Raw genomic sequence first — 12306 nt, forward strand, 5'->3', positions numbered from 1 at the left:
CGGCCACCGGCCGCAATCCGCGCCGCGCAGCTTCCACTCGCGGCCGTCGCCGCGTAGGCTTCAGATCGGTGTCTCACAATCTGCGGGCGGTACACCAGCGGTTACGGCGGCGATGTCGAGGCCGACGAAGTGACTGTGCTGGAATCCTGGCCGGCGAGCGTCATCCAGGGAACGAAAGGCGAGAAATCGGACGTCGGCTTGCCGTCGGAAACCCGGTCGCCGTGGTTCAATGTGATGCTACCGAGCGCCGGCGCAACTGTGCTGTCGAACGACATCGCATACGACAGCGCCGGTCAGCGGTATATCGTCAGCTCGGTGTCGATTGAGGGCGCGGTGTACCGGCTCACGATGATGGAAGCCGAGTGACCCTCAGATTCGAGCGAGCAATCCCCAGCGCATGCCAGAATCACGGTATGGATGCGGGCTGATGTAGTACTGATGCACGTGAGCGAACTCAGTTCGCTTGTATTTCAGTACCAGCAATCGAATACCGGTCGAGTGACCTGCCCAGATTACCGATTCCGGCGGCGCACTCGTGAATTGGCTTGCTGTGTATAGTGAATCCAGCTCGTCATCTGAGTATGTGCAGTCTCGCGAGCTCGTGCCGCATCTACGCTGAACCATCTCTATCTCCATGTCCGCCATGACGCCCGCATTCCAAGCGTCACCATGTTCACCGTCCGTTCTCCTGCCCGGAGGCTATCAAATGAGTCTCCCGGCTGTCGAGTCCGCTCTCGTGAACGCCGTTGAATCCGCTCTCCGAGGCGCCGTTCCCGCGAAATGCAGGGTGTATCGCGGCTGGCCAGTCAGCGATGCACTTGAGAAATTCACAGCCGCCGGCGGCGTGGACATCAGCGTCTACAGCCGCCCCGGGATGTCGAAAAACACGACCCGCTACCCGCTCACGTGGCAGCAGCTATCGAGCGCCACGCCGACGCTGACCATCACAACTGACGGCAACACCATCACCGTCGGCGGCAGCGCAGGCATCGCGCAAAACATCGGCGCTGTGATTGAAGGCGAGCGATACGTTTATGCCGCCACCCCGACCGACACCGCCGCATCAGCTGCCGCCGGGCTGGCCGCCCTGATTCCAGGTGCGAGCGTCGCCGGCGCGGTCATCACGGTGCCCGGTGTGCAGCAGGTCGCCGTGGCCGCATTCGGCACCGTCAGCTCCGAGGTCCGCCGGGAATGGCAGGAAATCCAAGTCATCATCTGGGCGCCGACGCCGGATGTGCGCGATGCCGTCTCCGGCGTGCTGGACCTGGCGCTGGCACAGATTCCATGGCTGCAACTGTCGGACGGCACGACTGCTCGCTTGCTTTACCGCGGCCAGCGCACGGATGATTTGCCGCAGAAAGCCGCACTTTGGCGCCGGGACCTGAATTACGGCGTCGAGTTCGGCGTGTCGGCGCAGCAGAAGGCGGCTGAGATGATGTTCTCGCCGGCAGTGAGCGTGTCGTCGACGTTTTAGGTGGGGATGGCTCGATAGCCGGCTGCGCACCTAAAACTTTGAAATCACACCGTTTAGTCCCGTCCGCCGGTTAGTTGGCGTCGGCGGGGCTAAAGCAAACCGAATCAATCAGTTAACTCACTCTGCCGGGTCTCCGTGCGGAGAAATCTCTCGTGGAGAACCCGCAATGCCCATCCTGCAGTCTGGCTCGTTCAATATCACTGGTCTTCAGCGCCCGGGCGTCTATGTCGACGTCGTTGCACCTTCGGCGGCCGTCCTGAGCGGCGCCAATACCTCGGTCCTGGGCCTCGTCGGTGTCGGCTCCTGGGGTCCGCTGAACAAGCCCGTTCTCGCCGGCTCTCTCAGCGATGCCGTAGCCGCACTCGGTCCCGTTACCGTCCGCATGCATGATTTGAGCACGCACGTCGCCGTCTCTGCCCTGCAGGGCGCCAGCAATTTCAGGCTCGTCCGCGTGTCCGACGGCACCGACACCGCAGCCAGCTTCACGCTGAGCCAGGCTGACGACGCTGCTGATTCGAACCTGCTGCCAGTTGCGGCCGCGGCGGTGAACGGCAATAGCCGGCTGATTTCCGTCAATGCTGTCTCGGGCACGCTCACTGCTCTCTACACCGGCATTGTCGGCAACTCGATTTCCGTCCGCGTCGGACCTGGTAGCCGTAAGGGCACATGGAAGCTGGTCGTCGCTCTGTCCGGCGGCATCCCAGAGACCTACGACAACCTGACTGCTACCGGCACGCCGACCACAGCGACCTACCAGCTCACTGGCGGCACCGACGGCGGCGTTCCGTCCACGGCGGCCCTGCTCGGCACGGATATCAGCCCGCGCACGGGTCTGTATGCTCTGCGCGGTTCGGGCGTCGCCGTCGTTTCCATCGCGGACTGCACGGACTCCAGCATCTGGACCGCTCTCAGCTCGTTTGCTCTGTCCGAGGGCGCCTATGCCGTCGCGACGACCGTTCAGGGCGACACGATTGCGAATGCGGTGTCTGCGAAGAGCACGGCCGGGCTGGATTCCTGGGCCGTCAAGCTCATGCTGGGCGACTGGCTGTACTGGCTCGACGCTACGAACTCGGTGACCAGGCTCGTATCGCCGGCGGCTGTTGCGGCTGGTGAGCTGGTGTCGCTGTCGCCGGAGCAGTCGTCGCTGAACAAAGCGCTCGTCGGCATCATCGGCTCGCAGCATGCGGGACTGTCGTCGGCCGGCACGCTTGCGAGCTATGCGGATGCCGATATCGGTGCGCTGGAATCAGCGGGCATCGACGTGATTTCGAATCCAAGCCCGGGTGGCGCGTACTGGTCGGCGCAGACCGGGCACAACACGTCGTCGGACTCAACGCGTAGCAATGATGCCTACTCGTCGATGACCAACTACCTCGCCAGGACCATCAATGGCGGCGCCGGCGTGTATGTCGGCAAGACGATTACGGTCTCGCTGCTTCGCTCGATGAAGTCCAGCCTGGACACGCTGCTCGGTCAGATGGTCGCGGCCGGGATGCTCGATAATCTGTATGGCACACCGTATTCCGTGGTCTGCGACACGTCGAACAACCCGCAAGCGACGACGGCGCTCGGCCTGTCCCAGGCTCAGGTGTACGTCAGGTACAGCGGAATCAACGAGAAGTTCCTCGTAAACCTCCAGGGCGGCGCGACCGTGAGCATCGGCAGCGCTGACACGTCTATCTCCGGAACCTCCATGTAATACACGTGGACATTTAGAAACAACGTCAACCCGGGCGGCCGTCGTGCCGCCATTTTTCTTTGGAGATAGCCAATGTCAGCAGCAGACGGCAGAATTTCGCTTGGTCGGGATTCACAGGTCATCGTCATCGGGCCATTTGGTCAGATTGAATTCAGCGTCGTGACCAGCTTCAATTCGAAGCAGAGCACGAAAACGATTCATGTCGACCCGCTGTCCGGGCCGCCGCTCGAACAGCATGTGCCAGCCGGTTGGACCGGTGAGCTGGCCGTCGAGCGAGCTGATTCGGCCGCAGATGACCTTTTCTCGAACATGGAATCGAGCTTCTGGAGCAACGGCCTGCTGCCGTTGTCGACCCTGTTTCACTACGTGAACGAGCCCAACGGCGGCAGCTCTATCTACAAATACAACAACGTGGCGATGCATTTGTCGGACGGCGGTACATGGAAGTCTGATTCCAGCGTAGCCCAGCGCATCGCTTTTTTCGCGTCAACTCGTGAGAAGGTTCAGTGAACATGGACGTAACCGACAAAAAGGGCCGCGTGCTGACAATTCGCGAGCTGAGCCCGAGCGCGCATCTCGATATTTTTGAGGCATGCGGAGCAAACTCCGGGAATCACATGTGGACCGCGATGGCTCTCGCTGTATGCGCGGTCAGTGCCATCGACGGCGTGCCGAGACCGATGCCGTTGAAAGTCTCAGACGTGAAAGCGCGTGCTGACGAGCTTGGATTTGACGGTCTCAATGCCATCAACGAAGCATTCCGAACAGAAAACATTGTCGAGGCCGACCGAGACGTCGCAAAAAACTGAGTCGGCACCCAGTGTTTATCGAGAATTGCTATCTCGTAAAACAGGGGGTGCCGTGGTCAGTCGCGTTCGGTGATTCACCGCTGTCCGCAGAACGTCGTTTGGCGGCAATTGCCGTTCTCGGTGCGATGGACGGCCGGGGCGAATACGATTTCGACAGCGGTCGATGGATGAAGTCAGATGCCTGAGATGACGCTTGCCGGGTTTGCCGAGCGGCTCGAACGCGCAGCTCTGGAATACGAGCTGCTGCAGCGTGAACTGTTGGACCAGGTCGGCGACGCTGTGGCCGCGGATGCGAAATCGCGCATCGGGACGTACGATGGCAACGAGTGGCCAGCGTTGGCTGAGTCGACGATTGCGGACCGCGTGCGCCGGGGATACTCGCCTGACGAGCCGTTGCTGCGGACCGGCCAGCTCCGGGATTCGATTCAGCACGAGGTCGATGGCGACACCGTCACGGTCGGCAGCGGGCTCGATATCGCTGCATATCAAGAGCTCGGCACCTCACGGATTCCACCGCGGCCGTTTATCGCGCCGGCGATGATGCATGCTGGCGAGGGTGCGGTTGAGGCGGCTTTGGTGGAGATGCTGGGGAAGATGTTTGGCAATTAGGTTGCGCGACCACTCACGATAGCCTGTGCATACAGCGCCGCGGGCCTGCGCCATTTCATTGCCCAGTTTGTCCAATTGTCAACGCTCCCGAACGCAAACACGGCCCGCTGCGTCGACATTCGTGCCTGGTTATCGGCTTGGTTGAAGAATGGCATTGTCGGATACGGGTGGTGAAACTTCTGTTGCATAGCCACGACAAAGAGAACGTCGCTCTGCATCGTCACCGTATCGAGCGCCATGCATTGACGCATCTCCGCCGGCATCGACGCGCTTTGATAGCAGCTCGTGATGTCAGATGTCGCTTGGGCCATACCACCGGCAGTCCGGTCTGCGGCCAAGCGTTTTGCAGTGACATTAGCGAGCGCTTCTCCGTCCATGTCGCCGCCGGTAGCCGCGAGATTCTGCTGCTGGAATAGCTGCGATGGGTTTAGCGAGAACCGCATCGAACCGTCGGGGTTCGTAGTCTGCGTGCATCCAGCAGTAGTCAATACAGCCGCAAAAGCAACAAGTCGACGCATCGTAACCTCCGGTTGCCTTCCTTCTACTAGACGGACCGGTCTACCGCAATGACGGAATGATATCGAAATGTCCGAATCTTTCCGCATCGCCGCATCCCTGCAGTTGTCGACTAACCTCTTGGAGCTTCTGCCGGATATCACTCGTCAGATAATGCGCGTGAACGAGCAGCTGCAATCCGCCCAGGAAGCCGCGGACGGTCTGTCGAAAGCACTGAGAGGGCTCGCCGGCGTGCGTGTAGGCGCCGGCGTCGAGCAGCTTGAGCGCCTGGCGCCCATTCTGCGCTCTGCGTCCGAAGCCCAGTCCGCGATGGCAGGCTCGGCTCGCGAAATGGCGTCATCATGGCACACGACTGCATCCGAGGTCGCGCGCTCGGTCGATGCTATCAAGAAAGCCCGCGGCGGCAGTCACCTCACCGGCGATGACGTCGGCATGGCGTCGATGGCTATCGGTGGCACGGGCGCGCTGGCGTTGCATTTCGCCCGCGAGACCCTGAATCAAGCGAGCGACCTGGGCCATCTCCAGGCCATGCTGCGAACGGACGACCGTGTGTCCGGTGCCGACGTGCAGCGTGCGAGCGATGCGGCTTACGGCGCCACGAGAACGGCGACCGGGACCACGCAGACGGAGAATCTGCGCGCCATCCTCGACCTAAAGACGGTCACCGGTTCGCTTGATAGCGCAATCGGAGCGGTCGGCCAGTTCGCTCAGCTCGACCAGACTCTGAAACTCGTCGCCGAGAAAAACGGTACCGACCCGGCGTTCTCAGCCGCCAAAGCCCTCGAAATCCTCGGCGGGATGTATGAAGAGCGTCGCGGTCCGGACGGCAAGCTGCACGAGCAGGTCTCGATGGCCGCCATGCAGCACCATCTAGAACTGATGGAGCGCGTGATTTTGGCGACCGGCGGCCGGATTCAGCCGTCCGATTATCTGCAGTACGCGAAGACCAGCCGCAACGCCGGCATGCAGTTTTCAGACGATTTCACCTACACCGAGCTGCCGGCGATTCTGCAAGTCCTGGGCGGGCAGAGGACCGGCACGGCTCTCATGAGCCTGGAGCAGCTGTATCAAGGTAATCACCTCACCGATAAAACCGTCGGGGCGTTGCAGCAGATTGGCGTTTTTGGTGCCGGGGCTATCCAGAGTTACAAGGACCCGGCCACACATCGCATGCGTACCAGGGTGGACGGCAATCAGTTGTTCGAACGGGAACTGCTCCGGACGGACCCGGTAAAATGGGCGGCCGACGTGCTGTCCATGCTCAAGGGCCGCGGTTATGAGACCGTCGACAGCGCGATGGCGGCAATCTCGAACCCGCAGCAGCGCGCAACAGTCGGCGGTCTGCTGGCCGATTTGATTAAAGACCTGCCGAGCATTCTGAAAGAGCAGAAAAACATCTTGCACACGTCGCCGAATGCGGCGGCGATGCTCGCGGCGACTGACCCCACGGCCAAAATGCAGCAGCTGAATGCCGCCTGGGACCGGCTGATGACGAGCCTCGGCGGCCCGCTCGTGGACCCTGCCATCAAGGCGATGAACAGCACGTCCGACGCGCTGAATCGGTTGTCAGACTGGTCGAGAGCAAATCCGAATTCGGCCAAAATCCTCATGGAAACGGTCGTCGGACTGGGCGCGCTGGCGACGGCAGTAGGCGGGCTGGGTGCTGTGCTGTGGCTGTATGCGCCCGTTTTCAAGCTGCTGGGTGGCCTGGGTGGCGGCGCGAGCCGTATTGCCGGCGGCATCTCGGAGGGCATCGCGGCGACACCTGAAATGCTGGCGGCGGGTGCGTCGCGTGCCGGCGGTCTGATTCCAGGTGCGCTCGGTCTCGGTGCTCGTCTGCTCGGTCCGGCGACAGGTGCGCTTGGTCTGCTGATTCCGAGCGGGCACGTAGCCGATGACGATTTTGAGCATCGAGCTCTGGCGGCGCATGGGATTATCGTCGGCAATCGTCAGTCCGCGGCGCCGGTCGGTGGTTCGTCGTCGGGCTCAGGCAGCTCGCCGTCGAATCCGTCGTACGTGCATCTCGTGAATCCAGGTGCCGTCGGTGCCAGCGTCGGCAGCGGGCTCACGAGGGCTGTCAGCAGGCCGCCGGCTGGTGGGGCGGGAGCGAATGTGAGCTCGGTGCCGACGTATCCCGGGATGTCGAATTAGTCGGCGTCCCGGGAGGTCCACAAATCGGGCTAAACCTTGGTTATTGCCATGACTTCGTTAATCATTGGAAGCTTCTTGTTGTTATACATCATTTGCACAATGAATAGACAAGCAAACAAACCGAATACCAGTCCGACTAGTACCAAGGCAAGGCCCGCCTCCTTGGGTGACTTTGCATATAGCACAACAAGAAAAATCAGGAGTGCGATAGCCATCGTAAATCGTCTCATCTGAGCCGACGGGCCGTCACCCCAAGCTGAGTATGCACGTTGAAATGGTGTGTCCCGATTCACGAGAATCCAGTGACCCGTCGTAAGATTCTTCATAATGAGATATTTGCCTTCTTTCTGCGATGCGGGCGCTCCCCATATCACAGCAACGCGGTGGCCATCGCGCACACTCAAATCGCAACTGAACTGCTTCTCACTTCCGTCATCGAATTTTACCCAGAACTCCGTTCGGTCCTGCACAGTGGAAGATATCCTCGTCGCCTCAATATGACCACCGTATTTGTCAATGTGTCCACCGCCACCGCTCGATGACACATGCGTTTCAGACCACCTCTGTAGGCCTACCACATGCCCATCGTTTCGACACAGCCAGCCGCTATCACCACTTGCAAATACGATGTCGTATCTCTTCGTCATCTCAACGAACCATCCGCAGATTAGCGCCACCGAAGTCGCAGGCTTGTCCGTGCCACATCGTGCACCCGTGAGTTTCTCCGTTGGACTCATTGTTCGACAGCGAGCTGCCTACTTTGTTGAATATTACGACGCATGACTCGCCATTTTTATCGATTGGGTCCGGCGGGCGGGCAATCGCAAGTAGGCCAGGCGTCTCGGTTACGACCCCGGCCAAGTTTCCGGCACATCTGTTTCCAATAACGCTCAGCTTTCCAATAGCTCCTCCCATTGTCTGCGAAACAACGAGTTCTGCTGTGCCACCGCCAATAGGCCCGCGATATATATGGGTCGTGTCAGCGAAGGCTTGGATTGCAGGAAACAGAATTGCCATTGAAATGATGGCGCTGCGCATTCCGCGTTTCTCCCGATAGCCCTGAAAAGCTATCGGTACTAGACAGGTCTGTCTACAGAATTCGTTATTCTTATCTAACGTTGTCCGGCAGCAAAGCCTGTGCAGCGGACCACGCCTGAGCGGCGGCATCACGGTTACCGAGCGCCTCGCGAGCGATAATCGCGCCGTCAATGAGTATGACCATCGTCGACGCCAAACCCGCTGCCGCCGACTGGGCCATGCCGCCGCGTTCCAAAATGCCGGCTATGACCTCGACCAGCTCGGCCTTTTGTTCAGCGACTGCTCTGAGCACGGCCTGATGATGAGACCCGTGCTCGGCGGCCGCGTGCATGAACATGCAGCCGTGGAATTCCTCGCCGCGCATCCAGTCGTCATACCAGTCAAAAACTGCTCTCAGCTGCGTGCGGGCGCTGCGCTTCCGGCGAACGGCCTCTGCTAGCGCAGCATCGATACCCGCCCGGCGCTGAGCGAGGACCTCGGCGACCAGGTCCTCCTTGGCCGGGAAGAATTTGTATAGGGTCGCCTTGGCTATGCCTGATTCAGCGAGAATACGGTCGACGCCAACCGCTTGATAACCGTGCTCCGCAAACAGCCGGGTGGCCGTATCGAGCAGTTGCTGACGCTTGTCAGGACGCTGAGCTGGATGCGTTGCCATTTCCGCAATCTAAGACGTCGAGACAGGTCCGTCTAATTAACTGCGTAACCCGCTTGCATCCCCCGACTCTGCCGCCCTATGTTCCTCGCCGCCGAGCGCCTGACGCCGGCACGGACCCACCCATGAGCAGCGAGTTTTCATACGACACCTGGCGGTCGCGCCGGGTGGCCTTCCTCGATTTCGAGGCCTCGGGCCTGAGCTACGATAGCTATCCAATCTCAGTCGGCGTGTGCTTTCTGCACTCACACAGCACGTTTTACCGCGTCATCCGGCCCCATACCCGCTGGACGCACTGGGACCCGGCGGCAGAGAGCATCCACGGCCTCGGACGCGATTGGATTGAAATCCACGGTCAGGCCGCAGACCAGGTAGCGCGTGAGCTGTTGGAATGGCTCGATGGCTCGGAGATTTTCGTCGACTCATCGACCATGGACGGTTTCTGGTTCGAGAGACTGGTCGACACGATTCATGAGCGGCGGCCGGAATTGAATTCGGTGCCGGCGGTGTGTGAGATGCTGGCGCTGCTGAATCGCCGGCATCTCGGCGAGGTCAGGCGGGACGTGAGCTTGAGGCATCCGAGGACTCACAATGCTCTCGAAGATGCGCAGGCGTCACGAGCGTTGGTCAGGGAGCTGCTGAAGCCGGCGCCCTGACCATAAGAGAAATCAGGCTTCCCCGTCGTCCTCGTCTTGCGCACCAGGTCGGTATTGGAAGTACTGGGAAGTGTCTGACCATCTTCCTCGTTGCAGATTCAATCTGGGTTCTGAAATGGCTGTGCTGACGGCTTCCAAAACATTCAGCGCATCCTTTACGGTAATGTGCACCCCTCGCCTGTCAAAATGAAGCACATTGCTGTTGGTGACCCCGTTCAAGCCGAACCAAGAAAACCTATTCCACCTATCGGCGAGATGGTCGATGCGATGAGAACGCAATCGCTTCAGAAGTCTATTATCTCCACTTCCGGTTTGTCCGATGTACACAAGCTCATATTCGGCATACAGTGCATAGAGACCTCTCTGCTCGCGAAAGTCGACCTCACGAGCGAGAGAGCTTCGCGTCTTTATGCCATAAAGATGACCTTCGACGCCTCTACCGCCCCACGTCACGTGTTCATCGGACCAGTGGAGGCCATAACTCCGAATCAAATCACTCATTAATATGCTCCGTAAGACAGCAACGAACGAGACGAAAGCTCAATCATTCTTGTTCTCTCAATATGACCGGGAAGTCGAGAAAATCGCTCGACCCTCTAAATTCATTGCCAAGGGTGGTTTTCACCCAAAACGAGAAAATCGCGCTACTTCTGTCTGGGCCCTTTGCCTCCTCCAATTCAGATAGACGATATCGGAGAGTTATCGCCTGCGAGCGTGCGATGGGTAGCGGAAACCTCAACCCAGGAACAGTTCGTAGATTTGGGTATGGCGTCGTTTTGGTGCTGCCTCTCGTTACATCAGGCTCGAATATATGCGTATCCGGGAAGCCGTGATTCACGATTTGCACTTCTAAAAACATCGGCACTCCAGAATGACGGTCGTCGCCGATTTTGGTTGATACCCTGAGGTCTTCGCGAACTAGGCGTCGTTCGCTAGTGTAGGTTCGTCTCAAGCTGAGTGCGGAGACTATTAGGCTCAGTAGGGCAATGCCTGTGTTCTCGAAATCGAGCATGGTCACGTAATCCAGGTCACATGATTCTCAGGTTGAGCATAGAATGACACAATCTCCGCTCCAACTCGGCCCTATCGTCCTCTCCGGCCTGGAACTGCCCTCGCGCATGCCGTTCGGCGGCGCCCAGCGTCTCGCCGTCCATCGTCTCCCCGGCGGCGGTCGTGTCATCGACGCCATGGGTGCAGACGACCGCGACGTCAGCTGGACCGGCACATTCATCGGTCCCGCCGCCGTATCTCGTGCCCGCCAGCTTGATTCTATGCGTCAGGCCGGCGCCCCGGTGACGCTGAGCTGGGCCGATTTCCGACGCACGGCGGTCATCAGCGCATTCGAGCCCGATTACAGTGCCGGCGGCGGACTGGTCCCCTACTCGATAACGCTTTGCCTGTTGACGGACACCGCCGCTCCTGCACCCCAGACCAATCAGCAAGCGGCAGCCGGTTTGACCGCTGACCTTGATGAGACCGTCACGGACGCCGCTCTCGCTGCCTCCGTCGCTCTGGCTGAGGCCCAGCTGCTGGCGTACGATGCCTTCACCGTCGGCAGCACGGCATACACCGCAGCCCTGCAGGCCACCCAGGCGGCGGCATCGGCTGCGGCGGCGACCAGGCTGGCGGCGGAATCCCATGCGGCTGCTGCGGTAGCTGGTGCCGGCACGCAGGTCGTCGCAGGGGCCGATGCGCTGTCGTTCGTGAGCAATCTGTCGGCTCTGGGCGGGGCGGCGGCATCGATGGCGTCGGCGGGTGTCGCGGCGGCTCGGCTGGGACGGGTCGTCGGGCTGCTGTGAGCTGGATTTGCACAAGTAATGCGCAGATTCCGGCCGGCGGTGGCGATTTGTAATCGATGTAATCGCCCGGATTACAAGAGTCCGCTTATCCTGACTGCAAGAACGATATTTGTAATTTTGTAATCGATTTTTGGGCACCACGCCCATACACACGTGAAAAACGACTACGGAACGGTGCGGAGCAGGAACGGGATTTCTCACGCACACGGGAACACACCCCTTTTTCTGATTACAAAATTACAAATGAGAGTTCGTAGATAATATCTGTAGACATCTGTAATCGGCAGTGTAATCGGCCGGATTACATCGATTACAAATCCGCCCGGAGACGACCATGCCACAACTCGCATTCGACCCGGTGCGCTCACCGAGGATACAGCTGCTCGTGAACGGCACGCCGGCGCCCGGGTGCTACGCCGCCTCAGTTGAGACGACGGCACACATGCAAGCCGCGCGTTGGACCGCTGAGGTCGCTGTGGGCCCAGGGATGTCGGCGTCAGATTGGTCAGCGCTGCCGGCACCGTCGACTGTTGAGATTCGCGGCAGCCTGGATGGCAATAGCTGGACGAGCTTGGTCACCGGGGACATCGATGACCTGCATCTCGACCTGGAAAACGGCGTCGTGTCGCTGTCGGGTCGGGACCTGAGCGCTCGATTCCTCGATACCAAGACGTCAAACGCGTGGCCGAATCAGACCTCCAGCCAGATAGCGACGTATCTCGCCGGGCTCCGGGGTCTGCAAGCTAACGTCATTCCGACGAGCACGCCGGTAGGGCAGTACTATCAGCTGGAACACAGCAGAGTCACCGCCGGCAGCTTCAGCAAATTCAGCAATGAATGGGAGCTATTGTGCTACCTCGCGCGCGAGGAAAACTACGTTGTCTCGGTGTCGGGTCAGACCCT

Annotated in this window: 15 protein-coding genes; 10 read left to right on the forward strand and 5 right to left on the reverse strand. The window is 60.0% G+C overall.

The features are described 5' to 3' along the window. Window positions 1–129: 129 nt before the first annotated feature. The 6 genes from FHR90_RS16115 (at window position 130) to FHR90_RS16140 (ending at window position 4591) form a co-directional block, all read left to right on the forward strand. Window positions 130–366, forward strand: a complete 237-nt coding sequence (locus FHR90_RS16115; RefSeq protein ID WP_183275537.1) for a hypothetical protein — start codon at window positions 130–132, stop codon at window positions 364–366. Window positions 367–844: 478 nt separating this feature from the next. Then, window positions 845–1474: a hypothetical protein gene (locus FHR90_RS16120; RefSeq protein WP_176622370.1), complete on the forward strand. Its 630-nt coding sequence runs from the start codon at window positions 845–847 to the stop codon at window positions 1472–1474. A gap of 166 nt (window positions 1475–1640) precedes the next feature. Then, on the forward strand, window positions 1641–3173 hold the full coding sequence (locus FHR90_RS16125) for a phage tail protein (protein WP_176622372.1): 1533 nt from the start codon (window positions 1641–1643) through the stop codon (window positions 3171–3173). Window positions 3174–3245: 72 nt separating this feature from the next. Then, window positions 3246–3683: a hypothetical protein gene (locus tag FHR90_RS16130; protein ID WP_176622374.1), complete on the forward strand. Its 438-nt coding sequence runs from the start codon at window positions 3246–3248 to the stop codon at window positions 3681–3683. Between the two features lie 2 nt (window positions 3684–3685). Next, a complete protein-coding gene (locus tag FHR90_RS16135) occupies window positions 3686–3982 on the forward strand; it encodes a hypothetical protein (protein ID WP_176622376.1) in 297 nt (98 codons plus the stop codon). 177 nt (window positions 3983–4159) lie between these two features. Then, window positions 4160–4591 (forward strand): HK97-gp10 family putative phage morphogenesis protein, encoded by a 432-nt coding sequence (locus tag FHR90_RS16140; RefSeq protein ID WP_176622378.1) that lies wholly within the window; start codon window positions 4160–4162, stop codon window positions 4589–4591. Here FHR90_RS16140 and FHR90_RS16145 read toward each other — a convergent pair. Further along, the gene (locus FHR90_RS16145; RefSeq protein ID WP_176622380.1) at window positions 4588–5109 is read right to left on the reverse strand and encodes a hypothetical protein; all 522 of its coding nucleotides are present in this window, start codon (window positions 5107–5109) and stop codon (window positions 4588–4590) included. The genes FHR90_RS16140 and FHR90_RS16145 overlap by 4 nt on opposite strands. Before the next feature lie 67 nt (window positions 5110–5176). On the opposite strand from FHR90_RS16145, the gene FHR90_RS16150 reads away from it, so the two are divergent. Next, a complete protein-coding gene (locus FHR90_RS16150) occupies window positions 5177–7258 on the forward strand; it encodes a phage tail tape measure protein (RefSeq protein WP_176622382.1) in 2082 nt (693 codons plus the stop codon). A 29-nt stretch (window positions 7259–7287) separates the two neighbouring features. Here FHR90_RS16150 and FHR90_RS16155 read toward each other — a convergent pair whose 3' ends face one another. Further along, complete coding sequence (locus FHR90_RS16155; RefSeq protein ID WP_176622384.1) at window positions 7288–7905, reverse strand: hypothetical protein; 618 nt, start codon at window positions 7903–7905, stop codon at window positions 7288–7290. Window positions 7906–8366: 461 nt separating this feature from the next. Further along, window positions 8367–8951: a TetR/AcrR family transcriptional regulator gene (locus FHR90_RS16160; RefSeq protein WP_176622386.1), complete on the reverse strand. Its 585-nt coding sequence runs from the start codon at window positions 8949–8951 to the stop codon at window positions 8367–8369. Between the two features lie 122 nt (window positions 8952–9073). Between FHR90_RS16160 and FHR90_RS16165 the strand changes: the two genes are divergently transcribed. After that, window positions 9074–9604 carry a 3'-5' exonuclease gene (locus FHR90_RS16165; protein ID WP_176622388.1) on the forward strand — a complete coding sequence of 177 codons (531 nt, stop codon included), beginning with the start codon at window positions 9074–9076 and terminating at the stop codon, window positions 9602–9604. Between the two features lie 12 nt (window positions 9605–9616). Here FHR90_RS16165 and FHR90_RS16170 read toward each other — a convergent pair whose 3' ends face one another. Both FHR90_RS16170 and FHR90_RS16175 read right to left on the reverse strand, forming a co-directional pair. After that, complete coding sequence (locus FHR90_RS16170; RefSeq protein ID WP_176622390.1) at window positions 9617–10105, reverse strand: GIY-YIG nuclease family protein; 489 nt, start codon at window positions 10103–10105, stop codon at window positions 9617–9619. Window positions 10106–10148: 43 nt separating this feature from the next. Next, on the reverse strand, window positions 10149–10616 hold the full coding sequence (locus FHR90_RS16175; RefSeq protein WP_183275538.1) for a hypothetical protein: 468 nt from the start codon (window positions 10614–10616) through the stop codon (window positions 10149–10151). Window positions 10617–10659: 43 nt separating this feature from the next. Here FHR90_RS16175 and FHR90_RS16180 point away from each other — a divergent pair, with 43 nt between their 5' ends. Together FHR90_RS16180 and FHR90_RS16185 are read left to right on the forward strand one after the other, a co-directional pair. Further along, window positions 10660–11403 carry a hypothetical protein gene (locus FHR90_RS16180; protein WP_183275539.1) on the forward strand — a complete coding sequence of 248 codons (744 nt, stop codon included), beginning with the start codon at window positions 10660–10662 and terminating at the stop codon, window positions 11401–11403. A 334-nt stretch (window positions 11404–11737) separates the two neighbouring features. Then, a partial coding sequence (locus tag FHR90_RS16185) for a hypothetical protein (protein ID WP_221188294.1) occupies window positions 11738–12306 on the forward strand: 569 nt, incomplete at its 3' end.

This window comes from Endobacter medicaginis, from assembly GCF_014192375.1.
GTDB lineage: Bacteria > Pseudomonadota > Alphaproteobacteria > Acetobacterales > Acetobacteraceae > Endobacter > Endobacter medicaginis.